Here is a 21,550-nt window from a genome sequence, read left to right as displayed (position 1 = left end):
TCCTACAGATGGAAGATATCGTTTGAAGAGATAGCAGTTGCCTGATTAATTCGTTTATTGAGATATCGCCTTCGCGCGTAGAGTCGGCCCGACTGAAGAATGGAAGGGCAGATGATGAATAGCGTGAAATCAGCAACGGCACTCCAGCCCGCCAGCCCATGGCGCGGCACGGTGGCGGGGTTTTCGGCAAGTCTGGTGGGCATCGGGCTGGCGCGGTTTGCCTATACGCCGTTGCTGCCGGCGATTGTCGGCGCTCACTGGTTCGATGCCTCCAGGGCGGCTTATCTGGGCGCGGCAAATCTGGCGGGTTACCTGGCCGGGGCGCTGTTCGGGCGTTCGCTGGCGGCGAAAACCTCAACCCGTTTCACCCTCAGGGCGATGATGCTGCTGGCGAGCATCGCGTTTTTTGCCTGCGCCTATCCCGTGTCCTTTGCCTGGTTTTTTGCCTGGCGATTGCTCTCGGGCGTCGCCGGCGGGGCATTGATGGTGCTGGCTGCGCCGACCGTCCTGGCCCATGTGCCGCCATCGCGTCGGGGCCTGGTGGGCGGGGTGATTTTCATGGGCGTCGGGGTCGGGATTGCGGCATCCGGCACCCTGGTGCCTTTGCTGCTGCAACAGGGACTTGCGCAAACCTGGTTGGGCCTGGGGTTGATTGCACTGTTGCTGACGGCCGTTGCCTGGGGTGGATGGCCGGCGCAAGACGCCCCAGCCGACAAGGCCGTGCATCACCGTCGCCCACCACCTCAGGGCACCCTCAAGGCGTTGTATGTCGAGTACGCGCTCAATGCTGCGGGATGGGTGCCACACATGATTTTCCTGGTGGATTTCGTCGCCCGGGGCCTGGGGCAGGGGCTGCAGACTGGCGCGCAATATTGGGTGCTGTTCGGTATTGGCGCCACCGTCGGCCCGCTGCTGGCGGGGGCTGTGGCTGACCGGATCGGCTTCGGTCGCGCGCTGCGGGCGGCGTTCCTCATCGAGGCAGTGAGCGTCGCGGTGCCGGCGCTGCAGTTGGATTTGGAGCTGGGCACGGTCTGGCTGATGGCTTCCAGTGTGATCGTCGGCGCCTTTGTCACCGGCACTGTGCCGCTGGTGCTGGGTCGCCTGCAGGAAGTGCTCGCCCGGCACCCCGCGCAACAAGCCGCCGCCTGGCAAACCGCCACGGTGGGCTTCGCGCTGTTCCAGGCCGTCGCCGCCTATGGCCTTTCATTCCTGTTTTCGTACAGCGGTGGTGACTACCGCCTGCTGTTCGGCATCGGCACGGCGGCCATGTTGATCGCCTTTGTCATCGATGTGCTGGCGGCGCTGCGAAGCGCCCGCTCAGCCGAATCATCAGCCCTCTAACGGTGGCCAACGGAGCACTTTTTTCGTGAAATATGCCGAGCGAAATCTTTCCTACTGGCGGCGCAACCTGGCGGTTTGCGTGTTCGGCTCGTTCACCACGCTGGTGAGCCTGAGCATGCTGTTGCCGTTCCTGCCGCTCTATGTTCAACAACTGGGCGTCACCGCCCAGGCCGATGTGGTGCAGTGGTCGGCGGTGGCCTTCGGTGCGACCTTTTTCGGCACGGCGATTACCGCGCCGCTCTGGGGCCGGCTGGCAGATCGCTTTGGGCGCAAGCCGATGCTGATCCGCGCCGCCATCGGCATGGCGATTGTCATGTCGCTGATCGGTCTGGCGCGCAACGTCACCGATCTTGTAGTGCTGCGCCTGATCGCCGGTTTGATCGGTGGCTATGCCTCGGCCTCGATTGTAATGATCGGCTCCCAGGTGCCTCGGGAAAAAGCTGGCTGGGCGCTGGGCGTGCTGTCGACCGGCGCCTTGTCGGGCAACCTGATCGGGCCACTGTTGGGCGGTTTCCTGCCGCAGCTTGTGGGCATTCGCGGCACTTTCTTCGTTGGCGGCGCGATGATCGCCGTAGCGGCGATCTCCACCATCCTGTTGGTTCGCGAGGATTTCCAACCCGGCGTAGATGGCTCGCGGCGTCCGAAAGCCGCGGCGGTCGAAGGCGACACTGCTCGCTGGCCGATCATCGCCGCGCTACTGGTGACGGCGATGATGGTGCTGCTGGCCAACATGTCGATCGAACCCATCATCACGGTCTACATCGGTCATCTGGGCGTGGCCTTCGACGATCAGGCGCGGGTGGCCGGGGTGGTGATGGCCGGCTCGGCCCTGGGCAGTATTCTGACCGCCGCGCGCCTGGGCGCACTGGCCGATCGCATTGGCAGTTGGAATGTGATCATCGGTTGCCTGGTGTTGACCGGCATCGTCATGGTGCCCCAGGCGTACGTCACGCAATGGTGGCAGCTGGCGGTGCTGCGCGGCCTGATGGGCATGACCATCGCCGGACTGTTGCCGGCGATTGCCAAGCTGATTCGTCATTCGGTGCCAGAGCACAGCACCGGCAAAATCCTCGGTTACCTGCAATCGGCGCAGTTTTCCGGACAGGTGATCGGGCCACTGCTCGGCGGCCAGATCGGCGCGCATTTCGGCTTGCAGCCTGTGTTTCTGGTGACCGGTGCGCTGCTGGTGCTATGTGCCGGCATCAATGCCTGGATCAAGAGCCGTTTCGGTGCCGCGCCCGTCGGTGTTGAACGGTCTACAGCACTACGCTAGCCAACACAGGTGACGGGGCCGCGACCTCGTCATCGCGCACGCTTTGCAGGAAAGTCGCCAGGGCGCTGGAGTAATAACCGTCGATGCGGCGCACGAACACGGTCTCGACCTGCGCCATGTCCGCGGGTAGATCGTGCACCGCGACCAGGCCGTCGCGGGCCGCACTGGCCGCCACGCCCCGGGGCAACAGGCTGATGCCGACACCCGCCGAGACACAGGCGAGGATGGCTTCGATGGAGCCGAACTCCAGCGGCTCGGGGGCGACGATGCCGAGGCTGGTCAGCAGCGTGTCGAGGCGCTGGCGGTAGGAGCAGCCGATGCGGAATACCACGGTCTTGAGGTTCTCCACCCCGGCGATGGCTTGCAGGCTGTGCAGGGCAGGCGAGGTCACCAGCACCAGCTCTTCGCGAAACGCTTCTTCGCTGTGCAACTCCGGATGATTGACCGGGCCGGCCACGAACGCGCCCTCCAGCTTACAGTCGATGACGCCCTGGATCAGGCTGCAGGTAGTGCCGGTGCGCACCACCGGGCGAACCTCGGGATAAGCCTTGGCGAACTGCGCGATCAGGCGCGGCAGGCGCATGGCCAGCGTGGTTTCCAGCGTACCGATTTCCAGCACGCCTCTGGGCTGGCCATCATCCCGGGCGGCGCTGGAGGCATCGAGCAGCAGTTTGGATAGCCGAGCGGCGAAGGGCAGGATACGCCGCCCCGCAGGCGTCACCTGGACACCTTTGGCGCTGCGTTGAAACAGCGCCACCCCAAGCTCGTCCTCCAGCGAACGAATCCGCGCCGAGACGTTGGATTGCACGGTGTTCAGCTCGTTGGCGGCCTTGTTCATGCTGCCGTGACGCGCCACGGCGTCCACCACCTTCAGATCTGCCACATCCATCTCTATCTCCTATCTATAAAAAGCATAACAGATGGCCAATCTAAGGCTTCAGGAAGATTAGTGATAGCGCCGTTCGGAGAAAATAGACTTCACGAAAACAGATCAACTGAATCACAAATGATCATTTTACATGATCACATGTCGGGCATAGGTTGAAGGGGCACAGATACCGCAGCCAGTGGCGGATCGAGTCTGAATCTGAGGCTGTGGAACAACAATAACGCAACCACTGCTACACGGAGTCAACGTGAACCATGCAACTGAATCAGCCAGAATTCGCAACCACCCCCGGTACAGGGAACTGGTTTCCCGGCAACGCAGGTTCGTCGCCGGCCTGACCGCTGCAACCCTTGTCCCGTACTTCACGTTTATCCTCGTCGCGGCCTTCGCACCCCAGTTGCTGGCGACGAAGCTTTCGGCCACCAGCATCATCAACATCGGCTGGCCTTTGGGCCTGGTGTTCATCGTCGGCGCCTGGTTGTTCACCGGGCTCTACATCCTGCGGGCCAACGGTGAGTTCGATGCACTGACCGCGCAAATCCGGGCGGGGGCCATCGTATGAAGCACCTCCTGCGTAACCTCATCCTTCCCGTCCTGCTGAGTGCATTTGCGGCTCGCGCCATGGCAGGCGATGTATTGCAGCACGTCGAGAAACAACCGATCAACCTCACGGCGATCAGCATGTTCCTGGTCTTCGTCGTGACCACCCTCGGCATCACGTACTGGGCGGCCTCCAAGACCAAATCCATGGACGATTTCTACAACGCCGGTGGTGGTATCACCGGCTTTCAGAACGGCCTGGCACTGGCGGGTGACTACATGTCGGCGGCGGCGCTGCTGGGCGTCACCAGCATGATCTTCTTCAACGGTTTCGACGGCGTGCTGTACTCCATCAGCTTCTTCGTCGCCTGGCCGTTGCTGCTGTTTCTGTTTGCCGAACGCATCCGCAACCTGGGGCGTATCACCATCTCGGACATCGCGTCCTTCCGTCTCGATCAAAACCGCATCCGCACCATGACCGCCTTCGGCTCACTGACCGTGGTGTGCTTTTACCTGGTGGTGCAGATGGTCGGTGCCGGGCAGTTGATCCAGCTGTTGTTCGGCCTGCCGTACAACTACGCGGTGATTGCCGTGGGCCTGTTGATGGCGGTGTACGTGACCTTTGGCGGCATGGTCGCCACCACCTGGGTGCAAATAATCAAGGCCGGACTGTTGCTGTTGGGCGGGACCTTGCTGGCGTTTCTGGCACTGAGCAAATTCGGCTTTTCCTTCGATCTGTTGTTCGAGAAAGCCGTGGCCGCGCACCACGACGGCGAGAAGATCCTGTTGCCGAGCAAACTGGTGGCCGACCCGCTGTCGCTGATCTCGTTGTCGCTGGGCCTGGTGTTCGGCACCGCAGGATTGCCGCACATCCTGATGCGCTTCTTCACCGTGCCCGATGCCAAGCAGGCGCGTAAATCGGTGTTCGTCGCCACCGGCTTCATAGGCTTCTTCTACCTGATCGTCGCTGTGCTCGGCCTGGCAGCCATCGTGATCGTCGGGCAGGACCCGGCTTTCTACGAGTCCGGCAATCTGGCAGGCAAGTTGATCGGCGGCGGCAACATGCCGGTGATGCACCTGGCCAAGGCGGTGGGCGGCGACCTGTTGCTCGGTTTCATTTCCGCCGTGGCGTTCGCGACGATCCTGGCGGTGGTGTCCGGGCTGACCATGGCGGGCACCTCGGCGATTTCCCATGACCTGTATGTGATGGTGGTCAGGAAGGGCAAGGCCGATGCGCGGGACGAGCGTCGCGTGTCGCGCCTGGCTTCGGTAGGCATCGGCATTGTCGCGGTGGTGCTGGGGATTGTGTTCAAGGATCAGAACATCGCGTTCCTGGTGGCGCTGACGTTCGGCGTCGCGGCGTCGGTGAATTTCCCGATCCTGGTGCTCTCGATGTACTGGAAAGGCCTGACCACGCGCGGCGCGTTGATCGGTGGTGTCGCCGGGCTGATCAGTGCGGTGGGCCTGGTGATTCTGTCGCCGGCGGTCTGGGTCAAGGTGCTGGGCAACGCCGAGGCGATCTTCCCCTACGACTACCCGGCCATCATCTCGATGAACGTGGCGTTCTTCTTCACCTGGCTGGGTTCGGTCACCGACCGCAGTCACGGGGCAGGGCTTGAGCGCGAACGCTTCGACGACCAGCTGATTCGTGCCCAGACCGGCCTCGGCGCCGCGCAGGCGGTCAATCACTGAGTCGTCCTGTCGCGCTCTTTTTCCTGAAGCTTCCTCTTTCCTGATTGGCGTTTGCTGCAAAAGGAGTCAGCCATGCAATTCAAAGACAATGGCTTGCGATTTTCCCCCATCACCATCGCCCTGCATTGGGTCGTGGCGTTTTCCCTGCTGGCGATATTCGGCCTGCAATTGATGATCGGCCAGGCGTCCGACGATGTACTGCGCGCGGCCCTGGTTCGCGGGCAAAACCTGGTCGGCCTGGTGCTGTTCCTCGTCTCGATCTACCGCTTCTGGGCGCGGATCACCGCCTACCATCCGCTGCCCGTGGGCACCCCCAACCCTATCGAAGTGATCATCAGCCGCTCGGTGGCAGTGTCGCTGGCCCTGGCGATGGTGCTGTTGCCCATCGCGGTCTGGGCATCGCGATCGGCGGGCGGCGAGCTGGTGGAACTCCCTGGCGGCTGGTGGATTCCCAGCGTGCTGCCGGTCAATGCAGCGCTCAAGCACGTGGTCGATGTGCTGTTCAACATCGGCGCCTCGGCGTTCCTTGCCGGGTTGGCGCTGCACATTTTCGGCGCGGTCAAGAATCACTTTCTCCTGAAGAACAACACGCTCAAGCGCATGCTGGGCAAACACGTGGAGCTGTGAGGCATGAACGAAATCAGATCCGATTTTGCCGGTAACGCCATTACCCGGCTGTGCGGGGTGAAGTACCCGATTTTTCTCGGTGGCATGGCGGCCATTTCCGGCCCGCAACTGGTGGCGGCCGTGGCCAATGCCGGGGGCATGGGCGTGATCGGTGGCTTGCGCCTGCCGCCGTTGGCCTTGCGCCGCTGGATCGAGGAAACCCGGGCGCTGACCGACCGGCCGTTCGGGGTGAACCTGGTGCCGCAATTCGGTGGCCCGGACGTGTTCGAGGCGCAGTTCCAGGTGATCCTCAAGGAAAAGCCCAAGCTGCTGTCGCTGTTCTACGCCGAGAAGTATTCCGCCGGCATGATCCCCCGGGCCAAGGACGCAGGCTTGCTGGTCATGGTGCAGGCGGGGTCGGTGGAGCTGGCGCACATCGCCCTGGCGCAGGGCGCGGACATCATCATCGCCCAGGGCAGTGAAAGCGGCGGGCACCTCAATCGCGGCACCATCGGCATCATGCCGTTGCTGACCTCGATCCTCGCTATCTCCGAGGGGCGGCCAGTGCTGGCGGCCGGTGGCGTGACCCACGGCGACGACGTGCGGGCGCTGATGTCTTTGGGCGCGTCCGGGGTGGTGGTGGGCACGGCCTTCATCGCCACCGATGAGTCGAACGCGCATCCGCTGTACAAGCAGAAGATCGTCGAGGCGAGCACCGATGACACCGAGTACCGCACCGGCTATTCGTTCGGCTGGACCTACGGCACCCCGCATCGGGTGATCCCCAATCGGGACAAATGGAACCTGCTGCGCTTCATCGGCGGCGGCGCCCGGGCCATCGACAAACCGCGCATGGCGCATAAGCTGTCGCTGTATGCGGGGCAGGGGGTGGGCAAGATTCACAGCGTGGTGCCGGCGGCGGAGCGGGTGGCGGAACTGGTGAGCGGTCTTGCGGCTGCACCGGGTCGATCGTCCACCCAATCCCCTGTGGGAGCGAGCCTGCTCGCGATGGCGTCAGGTCGTCGGGTTCATCTTTGACGGATACACCGTCATCGCTGGCAAGCCAGCTCCCACAGGTTCTGGTTTCAAACACAGAATTTGTGAACGACTCCGATCACTGTGGGAGCGGGCTTGCCCGCGATGGCGTCAGCTCAGTCGACTTCAGCGGTGACTGACACACCGCCATCGCGAGCAGGCTCGCTCCTACAGGGGTTATCGGTGTTATTCAAATTGTCGCCGGCCGCGATATCTGCTGCTGCGCCAACCCAATGAATGCACTCATCGCCGAGGTGATCATCGAATCATTGCGGCGGATGAACACGGTGGAGACGTTGGCGAATTGCGGCGGCAAGGCGTGCCAGCGAATACCGTGGCGTACGCTGCAATTCTCCGCGATGGCCCTGGGCAGCAAGGTCACGCCCATGCCCGCCGCGACGCACGACAGGATGCCGTCGAGGGTGCCCAGTTCCATGATCTGGTTCGGCACCAGCCCCACCTGGTAGAACCAGTTTTCCAGGGTCGAGCGATAGAAGCAGCCCGTGCGGAACACCAGCACCGTCTGCTGGGGCATTTTCTCCATCAGCGCCTCCAGGGAGTCGAACTGGTTGCTGCTGACCAGCACCAGTTCTTCGCTGAACACCTCTTCCTGGGCCAGTGCCGAGTTCTGGTGAAAGCCGCCGACGAAAGCACCGTCGAGGCGATGGCTTTCAATGGCCTTGATCAATTCGATGGTGGTGCCGGTCTGCAACGACAACTGCACGTCGGGGTATTGCTCGCGGTATTTGGTCAGCACCTGAGGCAAGCGGATGGCGGCGGTGGTTTCCATCGAGCCCAGGCGCAACAGGCCTGTCGGGCTGCCGGTGTCGAGCAGGGCACTGCGGCTTTCTTCGGTCAATTGCAGGATGCGCCGCGCATATCCCAGGAAGATTTCTCCCGCCGCCGTCAGCATCACTCCGGACTTCTTGCGAATGAACAGCTCGCGGTTGAGCTCGGCTTCCAGCTCTTTCACGCGCATGGTCACGTTGGATTGCACGGTGTTCACCTGCAGCGCGGCGGCGGTGAAGCTGCCCAGCTCGGCGACGGCGCAGAAAATCTTCAGTTGGCGCATTTCCATTATTATTTTCATCCATCTCTAAAAGTGATTATGGACATATCTAACGATCACTTTACGGCCGTTGTCGGCGGTTAGTAAAGTGGCCAGGACCCCGCAAATGAGCGCCGTTCGTCCCATGACCCTGACTACGAAAATCGACCATGTCTTCGCCGGTGGCCTGGGTGTGCTACAGCCCGAGGGGCAGCGCACCGGCATCTTCAAACAGCGCCACACCGAACCCGTGCGCGTGGAGTTGCACGGCATTGTCGGCGACCAGCACGGCGATACCCGTGTCCATGGCGGGCCGGAAAAAGCCGTGCACCAGTACGCCACGCAAAACTACGAACGCCTGGCCCAGGCCTTCGCCCACAGCGCCCCGCAACTGGTGGCGGGCAGCCTGGGAGAGAACCTTGCCGCGTTCGGCCTTTCGGAATGCAACGTGCACATTGGCGATGTGTTCCGGGTCGGCAGCGCGCTGTTGCAGGTCTCCCAGCCCCGCAGCCCGTGCTGGAAAATCAACCACCGCTTCGATGCCGAGCACATGTCGATGTTCGTGGCCAAAGAGCGCATTACCGGTTGGTACTACCGGGTTCTTCAGCCGGGCTGCCTGCAAGCGGGGGACAGCATCGAATTGCTGGAGCGCCACACCGAACGCTTTTCCATCGACCAGTTCTGGCAGGTGCAGTTGTCGCACCGGCCGGTGATCGATGATTTGTTTGCGCTGGCGGCGACACCCGGCCTGTGCGAGGACTGGAAGCGGCGACTGGGCGAGCGGGCGACCTACCTGCAAAAGCGCGCTCCGGAAATCCCCATCTGAACCCCTGTGGGAGCGAGCCTGCTCGCGATGAACGCTAACGATAGCGCGGACAGCCTGATGCCCCGCGGCGTCCACGCGTCCATCGCGAGCAGGCTCGCTCCCACAGAATTTACAGTTCACCATTAGTGAATCATAAGATCATTAATCATCATTTTACATGATGACAGGCTGCGCCTATTTTAAAGCCTTCGGGTTGGAAAGCGTGCCGGCGCGGGCTGACACGCGGTCCTTTATCCCAGGGGGCGGTTTCTTCGCTCCCGATTTCCTGCGAGGTGAAGCGCCATGCCACTGCTCAAGTTCGACGTCATCCAGGGCCGCACCGATGAACAACTGCGCACCCTGCTGGATGTGGCGCATCAGGCCATGGTCCACGCCTTCGAAGTGCCTTTCAGCGACCGCTATCAGAGCGTCACACAACACCGTCCGGGTGAGTTGATCCTGCATGACACCGGCCTGGGGTACACACGCTCGGCGAGGGTGGTGCTGCTGACCGTGGTGTCACGACCGCGCCCCCAGGAGCAGAAAACCGCGTTCTACCGCCTGCTGGCCGAACGGCTGCAAGCGGCCTGCGATCTGTCCCCCGCTGACCTGATCGTTTCGCTGGTGGAAAACAGCGATGCCGACTGGTCGTTCGGCGGTGGGCGAGCGCAGTTTCTCACCGGTGAGCTCTAGCCCTTTTTTCACATATTTCGTTCAGGTGTCGTCATGACCAATCCTCTGCTGTCGCTGTTGAACATCGAACTGCCGATCATCCAGTCGCCCATGGTCGGCGTCTCCACTCCCAAACTCGCGGCAGCGGTGTCCAATGCCGGCGGGCTCGGTTCAATCGGTATTGGCGCGAGTAACGTCGAACAGGCGCGAGCCATGCTGCGCGAGACGACGGCGCTGACCGACAGACCCTTCAACGTCAACCTGTTCTGCCACGCGCCTGCGGTGGCAAACGCTGAGCGCGAAGCGCAGTGGCTGGAATTCCTCGCGCCCTTGTTTGCCGAGTTCGAAACTTCACCGCCCACGGCGCTGCGCGAGATCTACACCTCGTTCGTCGAAGACGTCGGCATGCTGGAGATGCTGCTGGAAGAAAAGCCCGCAGTGGTCAGCTTCCATTTCGGCCTGCCGCCGCAATCGTTCATCGATGCATTGAAGGATGCCGGTATCGTCCTGCTCGCTTGCGTCACCAACCTCGCCGAAGCGCAGCAGGCGGAACGCGCCGGTGTGCACGCGCTGGTGGCGCAAGGTTACGAAGCCGGGGGCCATCGCGGGGTGTTCGACCCGCAGCAGGATAGCCAGATGGGCACCTTCGCCCTGGTGCGAGTGCTCACCGGTGCCTGCCAGCTGCCGGTGATCGCGGCGGGCGGGATCATGGACGGCGTCGGCATCAAGGCCGTCATGCAGCTGGGTGCCAGCGCGGCGCAACTGGGGACGGCATTCATTCTGTGCCCCGAGTCTTCCGCCAATCCGGCCTATCGCGAAGCCCTCCAGGGCCCGCGCGCCCATCAGACCAAAGTCACCAGCGCGATATCGGGCCGTCCGGCCCGGGGCATGGTCAACCGCAACTACATCGACCTGGAAACCAACGCCCCGGCACTGCCGGACTATCCCATCGCCTACGACGCCAACAAGGCGCTCAATGCCGCAGCCGCAACCCGCGCCAACACCGGCTTCGCCGTGCAATGGGCCGGGCAGGGCGCGCCACTGGCCCGGCCAATGCCGGCAGCGGCCCTGGTGAAACTGCTCGCAGCGGAAATGAACGCCTGACACCACCCCTTGTGGGAGCGGGCTTGCTCGCGAAGAGGGCGGCACATTCAACATCAATGCTGACTGACCCGGCGCAATCGCGAGCAGGCTCGCTCCCACAGTTTTGGGCTGCGGCGGACGCCAAACCCGCAGTCGACAGAAAACCCCCTGTAGGAGCGGGCTTGCTCGCGAAGCGGGCGGCACATTCAACGTCAATGCTGACTGACCCGGCGCTATCGCGAGCAGGCTCGCTCCCACAGTTTTGAGCTGCGGCGGACGCCAAACCCGCAGTCGACAGAGAACCCCCTGTAGGAGCGGGCTTGCTCGCGAAGAGGGCGGCACATTCAACGTCAATGCTGACTGACCCGGCGCTATCGCGAGCAGGCTCGCTCCCACAGTTTTGGGCTGCGGCGGACGCCAAACCCGCAGTCGACAGAAAACCCCCTGTAGGAGCGAGCCTGCTCGCGATGGTGGTCAACGATGACGCGGGAAGCCTGGCTCACTCCTGCACTAGCGCGTCCGAAGGACTGCCCAGTTCATGGGCGAGAAAATCGGCAAACGCCCGCGCCGCCAAACGCGTCGAGCGTCCCATGGGGAAGTAGGCGTGCACCGGCAGGTCAGCCATTTTCCAGTCGGGAAGCAGCTGCACCAGGGCGCCGCTTTCCAGTTCCAGCCGGCAAGCCCAGGACGTGGTCGAGACCACCCCCAACCCGCCTGAGGCCGCCGCGAGCGCACCCGCCGTATCGTTGATAGTCAGCTGCGGACCGAGGTCTATGGACACCGTTTGCCCGTCACGCTCGAACTGCCATGACGACGCATGCGCGCCCGCCGGACCGCCGACGATGCGATGCCCCTGCAAATCTTCCGGCAACAGCGGCGTGCCATGGCGCGCCAGATACCCCGGCGAGGCCACGATCACACGATGCATCGTGCCGATCAGCCGGGCGGTGCCGGACAGGTCCGGCAGGTTGCCCACGCGGATCCCGACATCCACCGCTTCCTTGACCATGTCCTGCCATTTGTCTTCGAGCATCAACTCCAGGTGCAGCAACGGGTGACGTTCGGTAAAGGCCGACAGCCTTGGAATGATCACCCGGATGCCCATGGTCGAGGGCATGCCGATGCGTAGCAAACCGCGCAATTCACCGGTTTCGCGCACGCTGTTCTCGGCGTCGTCGAGGGCGGCGAGGATCGGTTCCATGCGCGCCAGAAACTCAAGGCCGGCCTCGGTCGGCGCCACGGCGCGGGTGGTGCGAGACAGCAGCCGTACGCCCAGGCCCGCTTCCAGCTCGGCGATCATCCGCGAGACCTGGGACTGGGTCAGCCCGCTTTCCCGGGCGGCCGCAGAAAAGCTGCCCAGGTGCGCGACACGGGTGTACAGCCGCAGGCTGAGGATGTCTTTCAAAGGCATGCCGTTTCCTGTGCAAGCGCGCTGTTGCGGCGCGTCCGCGTGAACGTCGATTGATGCGTAATGGTGATAGATGTTAGCCGAAACCGACCGCTACCGGACGGTGGGGCAGGAAGGGATAGTGGGTCCATCGGCGACGAAGCAGCCTGCTTCGCCGGACGGTCCCGACTCATTCCTTCAGGAACTCATCATGAAAATCGCAAACTCCATTGCCCTGGTTACGGGCGCCAACCGCGGCATCGGCCGCACCTTTGTCGAAGAACTGCTCAAGCGCGGCGTGGCCAAGATTTACGTAGCCGCCCGCGATACCGCCTCGCTGGCCGAACTGCTAAAGAGTGGCGATCGCCGCCTGGTGCCACTGCCGCTGGACGTGACCGATGCCGACCAGGTGGCCGCAGCAGCCAGCGTCGCCAGCGACGTCACGCTGCTGATCAACAACGCCGGGTATGCCGCATTCGACGGCGCCATCTCCGCCCCGGACATGGACGATGCCCGCCTGGAAATGGAAGTGAATTACTTCGGCCCGTTGGCGCTGACCCGGGCCTTCTCTCCAGTGCTGGCCAGGTCGGGTGGTGCGGTGCTGAACATGCTGTCGATGCTGTCGCTGATCAGCCTGCCGATGGCCGCGACCTACTCGGCGTCCAAGGCCGCGGGGCTGTCCCTGACCCGCAGTCTGCGTGCCGAACTGACCGCGCAGGGTACGCAGGTGGTGGGCGTGCTCGCCGTGCAAACCGAAACCGCCATGGGCGCCAAATTGCCGGAACCGCGCCTCAGCCCGGTCGAGGTGGTCACCGATGCGCTGGACGCCCTCGAAGCCGGAACCAATGACGAAGTCATCGCCGGCGCCCAGACACGCGGCATCCACCAGGCCTTCACCGCCGACCCGCAAAAGGTCCAGGCAATGATGTCCACCCGGCTGCCACAGCCCCGCAGTCACGTTTAACGATCGAGGTGATTCATGGACTTTCTACAGACCCTTGCCCAGCGCAATTCAACGTTCGCCGAGACCGGCTTCGATGCTGGCCTGAAGATCATCCCGTCGCGCAAAACCATGATTGTCGGCTGCGTCGATCCCCGGGTCGATCCGATGGATGTGCTCAAGCTTGCACCCGGTGAAGTGGCGGTGATTCGCAATGTCGGCGGCCGGGTCAATCCGGCGCTGCTGGAAACCATGGCCATCCTGCGCACCGTGTCGCGGGTCGGCGGCTCGGAGGTGGGAGAGGGCTGGAACCTGATCCTGCTGCACCACACCGACTGCGGCATCACCGGTTGCCTGCACCACGCTCCGCAACTGCTGGCCAAACACATGGGCGTCACTCCCGAAGAGCTGCCGGCGCTGGCCATCGACGATCCCTACCAGGCGGTCGCCGTCGATGTGGCGGCGCTCAAGGCCAACCCGAACCTGCCCGGCGGCTTCACCGTCACCGGCCTGGTCTACGACGTGGCCACCGGCCGCATCGACACGGTGGTGCCTGCCGGCCCGCTGCGATCCGAATAAACCGACACCCTTGTTTTATTGATGTGGAGACAGACGATGAAAACTTTTTTGATCAGCGGATCGACCGGCGATACCGGAACCCCGACCGTTAAATACCTGCTCGAACAGGGCTATCGCGTGAAGGCGCTGGTGCGCCGTGAAGATGAGCGCTCAGCGCAATTGAAGGCCCTCGGCGCGGAAATCTGTGTGGGCAACCTGTTGGACCTCAGGTCCCTGCGCACCGCCATGGAAGGTGTCGACGGTGCCTACTTCTGTTACCCGCTCAGCCAGGGCCTGATCGAAGCGGCGGCGCTGTTTGCCCAGGCCGCGAAAGAGCAGGGTGTGAAGCACATCGTCAACATGTCGCACAAGCAGTCGCGGCCCGATGCGCGCAGCCAGGCAACCTTGAATCACTGGATGTCGGAACAGATTTTTACCTGGTCAGGCATCCCTACCACGCACCTGCGGGTCACCTTCTTCGCCCAGTGGATGCTCTACATCGCACCGTTTATTCGTGAAGGCCGCTACCTGACGCCTTTCGATGCCGATAGCCGCTTTGCCCCGATGGCGGCCAGCGATATCGCGCTGGTGGTGGCCAACATCCTGATCAAGCCGCAAGGTCACGGCAGCCAGGCTTACCCCTTGCACGGCCCGATCGAATACAGCCACCTGGAACTGGCAGCCTTGTTGGGTGAGACCCTGGGCAAGCCGGTGCGGTACGAACAGGTTTCGGTGGAAGACTTCGTGAAGCAACTGGGTATCGATGGCGACCCGGCGTTCGCGGTGCACTTCAATGCGGTGAAAATCGACCAGCGCGAAAAACGCCTGGAAGGTCTCGACAGCACCGGCACCGCCATCATCGGCCAGCCACTGGTGACCCCGGCGCAGTTCATCGAACAGCATCGGGAGCAGTTGGCGTAAAGCCACGATTCCCGACATCACCGCAAAACCCTTGTAGGAGCGAGCCTGCTCGCGATGGTGGCAAGGACAACGCGTCCATTCAGACAACACGCGTTATCGTTGACGACCATCGCGAGCAGGCTCGCTCCTACAGGGGAAATGATCAGGCTTAAAAATCCACAGTCGCCGACAACTTCAGCGTCCGTGGCTCGCCCTGGGTCAGATAGTTGTTGGCAGTGGACGCCGCAGACCAGTACGCCTTGTTCGCCACGTTCTCGACGTTGGCCCGCAAGGTGATGTACTTGTCATCGGCCTTGAAGCCATACCGGGCACCCAGGTCCACGCGGGTCCAGGCCGGGATGCTCAGGCTGTTGGCGGCGTTGACGTACTCGCCGCCGGTGCGCAGCAGGCGCCCGTTCAGCGCAGCACCCTGAATCCCCGGAACATCCCAGTCGGCGCCCAGGTTGTACTGGACGCGCGGAACACCGGCGGCACGATTGCCGTCGTTGAGGCCGTTGGAGGTTTTCTTCTGTTCGGTGTCCATCCAGGTCGCCCCGGCCAGCACGCGCAGGCCGTCCAGCGGCTCGCCGAACAGGTTCAGTTCCACACCCTTGTTCACCTGCTCACCGTCGACGCTGAAGGTCGGCAGGCGGTTGCCGGTGAGGGTCGAGGTCGAGCTGTTCGGCATCTCGATGCGGTACACACCCAGGGTCGCGCCGAAGCTGTTCCAGTCGAGCTTGACCCCGGCTTCGGTCTGCTTGCTGCGGTTGGGCGCGAAGACTTCGCCGGGGTTGGTCACGCCGGTGGTTGGCGCAGTCGGGCCCTGTTGCAGGCCTTCGATGCGGTTGGCATAGAACGACACGTGCTCCCAGGGTTTGATCACCAGGCCGTAGACCGGGGTGGTGATCGACTCTTCATAGTTGGCGGTACGCGCACCGCTGGTGGTGTTCCAGCTATCGACTTCGATGGTCTGCCGACGCACGCCAAGGGTCAGCAATACACGGTCGTCGATGAACCCCAGGGTGTCGGATACGGCGGCACTCTTGATCCGGTTTTTGCCGACGATGCGCGGGTCATGGATGTCGCTGCCGAAATAGGTGTTGGTCGGGCGCGGCACCTGCACCGGGTTGTACAGGTTGCCGTTCGGGCGGTTAGCCACCAGGATCGCTTCGAACGCCGAGCGCTGCTCGCCCCAGGTGCCGGACAGGCCGAAGTTCATCTGGTGGGTGATCGGGCCGGTGGCGAAGTGGCCGTTCAAGCCAGCCATCGCGCTCTTGTTGTCTTCGTCATGGGGCGAGTAGAGAAAGCCGACCTTGCCGCTGCCGTCGTTGGCCACATACAGCGAGGAGTATTCGCCGTTTTCCCGGGTGTGCTTGGCGCCGCCACCGGCATAGGCCGTCCAGTTGTCGTCGAGGTCGTACTCGGCGTTGACCATGCCGTAGGTGTCTTCCAGTTCCGACCAGCTCCAGTCCTGGGCGTAGTTGTCCTTGGCCGACGGCGCGTGCGGGACTTTGGTGCCGGTGGGGTAGACCACGGAGCGGCCGTTGTTGATGCGCTGCTTCTGGTAACCCAGGTCGGTGGACACGCGCAGGCGATCGCCACGATAGTCCAGCCCAACGGCCACCAGTTGCGAGTGTTCGGACTCGTCATCCACGGCGGTATCGCCGCCGTGATTGGCCAGGTTGACCCGGGCGCCGAAGCGATTGTCCTCACCGAAGCGCTGGCCCAGGTCGATATGCCCGCCCACCTGCGTGTCGCTGGCGTAGTCGAGGGTCACGCTGCGGGTCGGGGTGTCCTGCGCGCGCTTGGGCACCAGGTTGACGCTGCCGCCAATACCGCTGCCGCCCGGCGCCACGCCGTTGATGAAGGCGTTCGGGCCCTTGAACAGTTCGACCCGTTCCAGGGCCTCGGTGGTAATGATCTGCCGGGGCAACACGCCGTACAGGCCGTTGAAGGAAATGTCGTCGGTGGTCAGCGGCAGGCCGCGAATGGTGAACACCTGGGAAAAGTTGCCGAAGCCGGCCGACTGGCGCACCGAGGCATCGTTGAGCAGAACATCGCCGACGGTGCGCGCCTGCTGGTCCTCGATGGTCTTGGCGGTATAGCTGACCACGCTGAACGGCACGTCATTGATACTGCGATTGCCCAGTAAACCGAGGCGCGCGGTCTTTGCCACCTGGCCGCCTGCGTAGGTGTCCGCATCCTCGGTGACACCGTTGACCGTGGTGGCGCCCAGCTCCAGCGCCGTGCCGCTGTCCACCTGCGGTGCCACGGTGTAGCTGTCGGTGCCAGTGTTGATCAGGGAAAAACCGCTGCCTTGCAGCAGGCGTGCGAAGCCCGACGACAGGCTGTAGTTGCCTTGCAGGCCGGGGCTTTGCTGGCCGTTGAGCAGGTTGCTGTCGAACGACAGCAGCACGCCCGATTGCACGGCGAATTGCGCCAGTACACCGGCCAGCGAGCCGGGGCCGATGGCGTAGTTGCGGGTGGCTTCGCTTTGGCTGGTGTCTGCGGCCAGGGCACTGTGCACCGGGGCCATGGCGGTCAGGGTGATGGCCAGGCTGAGCAGGTTCAGGCTGTGCATATTCAGAGAGAGGCGGGCGGGGCGGATTCTGGAGCGCAACTGCGGTGAACTGGAAGTCATGCGGCATGCCTGTGGATGCAAAGAATAATGAGAATTTCTCTACACACCGAACGACGACGAAAAAGGTATCAATGAATTTGAAAAAAAGTTCTGCGGGTGTATCGCAGTGTATCTCGCTGGAAGGCAGCTACTTGCGCATACAAAAACTGCCCCGGGCGACACGAGCGAGATACACGGTGACCGCGTAATGGCGCTGCCCGATCAAGGCACCCCGCGCTGTTTACCCTGCGCTCATTGGAGAATTGCGATGCACAGAAACAACAAGACCCAAGTCGCCCGCTTGCTCGGCGCCACCCTCGTCGCGGCGGCGCTGACCGCTTTTGCCGGTTTGTCCCACGCCGATGAAGCCAAGCCAGCCGCCACCGGCCAGGCGCCCGCCAAGAGCTGGCAGACCGGCCTCAAGCGTACCGACCTGATCAAGCGCGATCTGGGTGTCGAAGGGCAGGAAGTGGTTCAGGTCATCGTAGATTTCGATCCGGGCGTCGTTTCGCCACGGCATGCCCATCCGGGCGTGGAAGTGGCTCACGTGCTCTCGGGTACCTTCGAATACCAACTCGAAGGCCAGCCGAACGTCGTGCTCAAGGCCGGCGAGTCCCTGTACATCCCGGCCGGTACTGCCCATGTGGCGACGAACATCGGCAAGGAAAAGGCCTCGGAACTGGCGACCTACATCGTCAAGAAAGATGTACCGCTGGTGATCCTCAAGTAGGAGCTGCCGCAGGCTGCGATTTTTTGATCTTGCCTTCAAAAGATCGCAGCCTCGTTTCACTCGACAGCGCGTTTCCTTTGTGGGAGCGAGCTTGCTCGCGATGAACCCGAGAGCGCCGCGGGGCATCAGCTCCCCCCGCGTTATCGTTAACGACCATCGCGAGCAGGCTCGCTCCTACAGTGGGAAATGGCGATCAGGCAGGCAACGCCCATCAATCCCGCCGCAACCGCAAAGGTCACGCGCATCCCTGCGCCAGCCCCCATTTCCATCGTCGCCGAAGCGAAGGCAAACACCGCACCCAGCGCCGAGGCGCCTGTGATCAAGCCCAGGTTGCGCGACAGATTGAGCAGGCCCGACACCACGCCCCGTTGTTGCGGCTGAACATCTGCCATGACCAGCGTGTTATTCGCGGTCTGGAACACCGCATAACCCAGGGTCATCAGCACCATCGGCAGCATATAGCCGGCAACACCCAGGCTCATCGGTAACACCGCCAGCAACAGGCAGCCCAGGGCGATGCCGAGTAACCCGGCAATGGACATGCGCCGGGCGCCGAATCGATCGGCAATGCGTCCCGCCGGCACTCCCGTCAGGGCTGCGACCAGGGGGCCGACCGACAGCACCCATCCTGCCTCGACCGCGCCCAACCCGAGCGCCTGCGCCAGATAGAACGGCCCGACCACCAGCGTGCCCATCATCACCGTGGCCACCAGCAGACTCATGATCAGGCTGACGCGCAGTTGCCGATCACGGAACATCGCCAGGCGAATCAACGGCGCCGCGACACGCTGTTCAACCCGCACGAACACCCCGATACCCGCACAAGCCAGGGCGAGCAAAACAAGATTCAGCGCGCCGAAATGCCCACGCCCAAGAGTCATGGCCAGCGCATAGGTGGCGAGGGTCAAGGCCAACAGCACAGTGCCCAGAGAATCGAAAGCCGCCTCAGGGGTTCTGGCTTTCAGTTGATCGGCAGGCAGATAACGCTTCGCAAGTAGCCAGGTCAGCAGCCCCAGCGGCACGGTGACCAGGAAAATCCCGCGCCAGCCGAATTCACCAATCAACAAGCCACCCAGCGATGGCCCCAGCGCCGTACCGATGGCCGACATAGTGCCGAGCAGGCCCATGGCGCTGCCGGTCTTGTCCTTTGCCACCGTCTCCCCGACAAACGCCAGGGTCAGCGCCATCATGATCGCCGCGCCCAGACCCTGGAGCGCCCGCGCACCGATCAGCAATTCCAGGCTCGGCGCCAGGCCGCACAGGGCCGAGGCCAGGCTGAACAGGCCGATGCCGGACAGCAATAGGCGGCGCCGACCGATGAGATCGCCCAGCCGGCCGACGCTGACAATCAGCGTGGTAATGGCCAGCAAGTACGCGAGAACGATCCATTGCACTTGCTGAAAAGAGGCATCGAATACCTGGGCCAGCGTCGGCAGGCTGACATTGGCAATGCTGGTGCCCAGGGAAGACAACAACATCGACAGCGACAGGCTGGCCAGCGCCCACCTGGTTGACCGGGTTCGTTGGCCATCTGCAGTGACGGTTGCCGTGGAATTCATGGTGTAGCCCTTTGTGCCCGCTCCCGATTGGAGCTACCGCAAATCTACGTCCACGCCTAACATGGCGGAAGACGCATGGGTTGCACTCAATACATGCATTGAACGCCACCTCACTTAAGCCAAAAGGGGCCAGGCATGTCCACGCCCGATTTCAACCTGCTGATCACTCTCGATGTCCTGCTGACCGAAGGCAGCGTCGCCGCAGCCGCCAAGCGCCTGCGTCTGAGCCCGTCCGCCATGAGTCGGGCCCTGGCGCGCCTGCGGGAAACCACCGGTGATCCGCTGTTGGTCAGGGCAGGGCGCGGGCTGGTGCCGACACCGCGGGCGCTGGAGTTGCGCGAGCGGGTCAGCCAGTTGGTGCAGGACACCCAAGCGGTGCTGCGCCCAGCCGAGCAGCCAGACCTCCAGCATCTGCTGCGTACCTTCACCCTGCGCACCAGCGAAGGCTTTGTCGAAAACTTCGGTGCCGCACTGATCGCCCGCATAGCCGAGCAGGCACCGGGCGTGCGCCTGCGCTTCATGCACAAGCCCGACAAGGACAGCTCATCACTGCGCGACGGCACCGTCGATCTGGAAACCGGCGTCGTCGGCAAGGCCGCCAGCCCGGAGCTGCGCACCCAGGGTTTGTTTCGTGATCGTTTCATCGGCGTGGTGCGGATCGGCCATCCGCTGGGCGAGGGCAGGATCACCCCGGCGCGCTATGCGGCCGGCAGCCACATCAGTGTTTCGCGACGGGGGCTGGACAAGGGGCCGATCGATGAATCCCTGGCGCCGCTGGGCCTTTCGCGGCAAATCGCGACCATCGTCCCCGGTTTCTCCACCGCACTGGCACTGGCCCGGACCAGCGAACTGATCGCCAGCGTGCCGGAACGCCACACGGCCAATCTGCGGGCGGGCCTGCACAGCTTCGAGCTGCCACTGACGTTGCCGGGCTTTACCGTGGCCATGCTCTGGCACCCGCGGCTGGATGCCGATCCGGTGCATCGCTGGCTGCGGGGTTGTTTGCGGGAGGTGTGCGCGCAATAGCGAGCGCAAAAAAAAGCTCCCCGTCAAAGTTCAGTGAGGGGGAGCAAGCACACGGAGTTCAGGATGGGCCGGCGGCGGAGGGCGTCGACTCAGAAATATTGATGATTGCGACGGGCGGTCGCTGCGAGTTCTACCTCCAGCAAATGCTCGGCCAGCACGTCGTTGAGGAAGCGGAACTGATCGTTGAGGCCGACCACTTCGTTGCTGAAATGATGTTCGGCAGCGGGAATCAGCAAGGCTTCGAATTTTTCGTCGAACACGAGGGTCAACACCTTACGGGACTCGAAAGTCTGATCGTAGTAGTTGTTGCCGAACACCGGAAAGCTCACGGCCAGGGTGACTTCGTTGATCATGACGTGCGCTCCTCGGAGAGGACGAACCAGGCAAATGCGCTCAACGTGAAGGCCGTCAGGGCCAGACAGGTCAGGAGATGAACTAGCATGATTCGACCCTCCGCTACAGGGTTTCGTGTTGGGTTGTGATTGATCCTACGCTGACGGCTGCCGGGCGGAAGGCAATCGTGGCGATTGTGAATATCGATGGGAGTGATGGTCCGGATTCCGGCTTTTTTGCAGGGTGTTTTTGCCGGCCTTATCGCTAGCAGGCTCGCTCCCACAGGGAATCGCAGACATTCACCAATCCAATTTGCACCACTGACTACTGTGGGAGCGGGCTTGCTCGCGAAGGCGCCAATTCATTCGATATGGATGGCGACTGACAAACCGCTTTCGCGAGCAAGCCCGCTCCCACAAGGAACCGAGGCGATCAGCAGCTCCACTGTGGGAGCGAGCCTGCTCGCGATGGCGGCAGTGAGGGCACCACCTGCCGCCACCTATACTCAATTCA

General features: G+C 63.0%; 20 protein-coding genes. 14 read left to right on the top strand and 6 right to left on the bottom strand.

What is annotated here, in order from left to right; translation table 11 throughout:
* The first annotated feature begins 114 nt into the window (after positions 1–114).
* A complete protein-coding gene (locus ABTV29_RS18235) occupies positions 115–1,341 on the top strand; it encodes a YbfB/YjiJ family MFS transporter (RefSeq protein ID WP_433771931.1) in 1,227 nt (408 codons plus the stop codon).
* Between the two features lie 25 nt (positions 1,342–1,366).
* Positions 1,367–2,614, top strand: coding sequence for an MFS transporter (locus ABTV29_RS18230; protein ID WP_433766033.1), 1,248 nt, complete (start codon positions 1,367–1,369; stop codon positions 2,612–2,614).
* Here ABTV29_RS18230 and ABTV29_RS18225 read toward each other — a convergent pair.
* Positions 2,598–3,503 carry a LysR substrate-binding domain-containing protein gene (locus tag ABTV29_RS18225; protein ID WP_433766031.1) on the bottom strand — a complete coding sequence of 302 codons (906 nt, stop codon included), beginning with the start codon at positions 3,501–3,503 and terminating at the stop codon, positions 2,598–2,600. The two genes, ABTV29_RS18230 and ABTV29_RS18225, sit on opposite strands and share 17 nt — an antisense overlap.
* A gap of 247 nt (positions 3,504–3,750) precedes the next feature.
* Between ABTV29_RS18225 and ABTV29_RS18220 the strand changes: the two genes are divergently transcribed.
* The 4 genes from ABTV29_RS18220 to ABTV29_RS18205 all read left to right on the top strand — a co-directional run bounded on the left by ABTV29_RS18220 (position 3,751) and on the right by ABTV29_RS18205 (position 7,379).
* Positions 3,751–4,065 carry a DUF485 domain-containing protein gene (locus tag ABTV29_RS18220; protein ID WP_433766029.1) on the top strand — a complete coding sequence of 105 codons (315 nt, stop codon included), beginning with the start codon at positions 3,751–3,753 and terminating at the stop codon, positions 4,063–4,065.
* Positions 4,062–5,735 (top strand): cation acetate symporter, encoded by a 1,674-nt coding sequence (locus ABTV29_RS18215; RefSeq protein ID WP_433766027.1) that lies wholly within the window; start codon positions 4,062–4,064, stop codon positions 5,733–5,735. The genes ABTV29_RS18220 and ABTV29_RS18215 overlap by 4 nt, the downstream gene beginning before the upstream one ends.
* A gap of 72 nt (positions 5,736–5,807) precedes the next feature.
* A complete protein-coding gene (locus ABTV29_RS18210; protein WP_433766025.1) occupies positions 5,808–6,362 on the top strand; it encodes a cytochrome b in 555 nt (184 codons plus the stop codon).
* 3 nt (positions 6,363–6,365) lie between these two features.
* Positions 6,366–7,379, top strand: a complete 1,014-nt coding sequence (locus ABTV29_RS18205) for an NAD(P)H-dependent flavin oxidoreductase (protein ID WP_433766023.1) — start codon at positions 6,366–6,368, stop codon at positions 7,377–7,379.
* A gap of 187 nt (positions 7,380–7,566) precedes the next feature.
* Here ABTV29_RS18205 and ABTV29_RS18200 read toward each other — a convergent pair whose 3' ends face one another.
* A complete protein-coding gene (locus tag ABTV29_RS18200) occupies positions 7,567–8,454 on the bottom strand; it encodes a LysR substrate-binding domain-containing protein (RefSeq protein ID WP_433766021.1) in 888 nt (295 codons plus the stop codon).
* A gap of 97 nt (positions 8,455–8,551) precedes the next feature.
* Between ABTV29_RS18200 and ABTV29_RS18195 the strand changes: the two genes are divergently transcribed.
* The 3 genes from ABTV29_RS18195 (at position 8,552) to ABTV29_RS18185 (ending at position 11,005) form a co-directional block, all read left to right on the top strand.
* Positions 8,552–9,250 (top strand): MOSC domain-containing protein, encoded by a 699-nt coding sequence (locus ABTV29_RS18195; protein WP_433766019.1) that lies wholly within the window; start codon positions 8,552–8,554, stop codon positions 9,248–9,250.
* A 282-nt stretch (positions 9,251–9,532) separates the two neighbouring features.
* Positions 9,533–9,922 (top strand): tautomerase family protein, encoded by a 390-nt coding sequence (locus ABTV29_RS18190; protein ID WP_433766017.1) that lies wholly within the window; start codon positions 9,533–9,535, stop codon positions 9,920–9,922.
* Positions 9,923–9,955: 33 nt separating this feature from the next.
* Positions 9,956–11,005: an NAD(P)H-dependent flavin oxidoreductase gene (locus ABTV29_RS18185; RefSeq protein ID WP_433766016.1), complete on the top strand. Its 1,050-nt coding sequence runs from the start codon at positions 9,956–9,958 to the stop codon at positions 11,003–11,005.
* Positions 11,006–11,483: 478 nt separating this feature from the next.
* Here ABTV29_RS18185 and ABTV29_RS18180 read toward each other — a convergent pair whose 3' ends face one another.
* Entirely contained in the window at positions 11,484–12,395 is a 912-nt protein-coding gene (locus ABTV29_RS18180; protein WP_433766015.1) for a LysR substrate-binding domain-containing protein, read from the bottom strand.
* A 187-nt stretch (positions 12,396–12,582) separates the two neighbouring features.
* Here ABTV29_RS18180 and ABTV29_RS18175 point away from each other — a divergent pair, with 187 nt between their 5' ends.
* The 3 genes from ABTV29_RS18175 to ABTV29_RS18165 are packed head-to-tail and all read left to right on the top strand — an operon-like array spanning position 12,583 to position 14,790.
* On the top strand, positions 12,583–13,335 hold the full coding sequence (locus ABTV29_RS18175; protein WP_433766014.1) for an SDR family NAD(P)-dependent oxidoreductase: 753 nt from the start codon (positions 12,583–12,585) through the stop codon (positions 13,333–13,335).
* Positions 13,336–13,350: 15 nt separating this feature from the next.
* Positions 13,351–13,890, top strand: coding sequence for a carbonic anhydrase (locus ABTV29_RS18170; protein WP_433766012.1), 540 nt, complete (start codon positions 13,351–13,353; stop codon positions 13,888–13,890).
* Between the two features lie 36 nt (positions 13,891–13,926).
* A complete protein-coding gene (locus tag ABTV29_RS18165; RefSeq protein WP_433766010.1) occupies positions 13,927–14,790 on the top strand; it encodes an NmrA family NAD(P)-binding protein in 864 nt (287 codons plus the stop codon).
* 148 nt (positions 14,791–14,938) lie between these two features.
* On the opposite strand, the gene ABTV29_RS18160 is transcribed toward ABTV29_RS18165, so the two are convergent.
* The gene (locus ABTV29_RS18160; RefSeq protein WP_433771929.1) at positions 14,939–17,350 is read right to left on the bottom strand and encodes a TonB-dependent siderophore receptor; all 2,412 of its coding nucleotides are present in this window, start codon (positions 17,348–17,350) and stop codon (positions 14,939–14,941) included.
* Positions 17,351–17,657: 307 nt separating this feature from the next.
* Here ABTV29_RS18160 and ABTV29_RS18155 point away from each other — a divergent pair, with 307 nt between their 5' ends.
* Positions 17,658–18,119 carry a cupin domain-containing protein gene (locus tag ABTV29_RS18155; RefSeq protein WP_433766009.1) on the top strand — a complete coding sequence of 154 codons (462 nt, stop codon included), beginning with the start codon at positions 17,658–17,660 and terminating at the stop codon, positions 18,117–18,119.
* Positions 18,120–18,265: 146 nt separating this feature from the next.
* Here the strand turns inward: ABTV29_RS18155 and ABTV29_RS18150 are convergent, their stop codons facing one another.
* Positions 18,266–19,678, bottom strand: a complete 1,413-nt coding sequence (locus ABTV29_RS18150; protein ID WP_433766007.1) for an MFS transporter — start codon at positions 19,676–19,678, stop codon at positions 18,266–18,268.
* A gap of 135 nt (positions 19,679–19,813) precedes the next feature.
* On the opposite strand from ABTV29_RS18150, the gene ABTV29_RS18145 reads away from it, so the two are divergent.
* Entirely contained in the window at positions 19,814–20,704 is an 891-nt protein-coding gene (locus tag ABTV29_RS18145) for a LysR family transcriptional regulator (protein WP_433766006.1), read from the top strand.
* Between the two features lie 89 nt (positions 20,705–20,793).
* Here ABTV29_RS18145 and ABTV29_RS18140 read toward each other — a convergent pair whose 3' ends face one another.
* The gene (locus ABTV29_RS18140) at positions 20,794–21,057 is read right to left on the bottom strand and encodes a hypothetical protein (RefSeq protein WP_433766005.1); all 264 of its coding nucleotides are present in this window, start codon (positions 21,055–21,057) and stop codon (positions 20,794–20,796) included.
* Positions 21,058–21,550: the final 493 nt, after the last annotated feature.

The organism is Pseudomonas putida (assembly GCF_050989985.1).
In the GTDB taxonomy this organism is placed as follows: Bacteria; Pseudomonadota; Gammaproteobacteria; order Pseudomonadales; family Pseudomonadaceae; genus Aquipseudomonas; species Aquipseudomonas putida_AI.
Note: the sequence above shows the minus strand (reverse complement) of the source record. Positions and strands in the feature narration are given on the sequence as shown.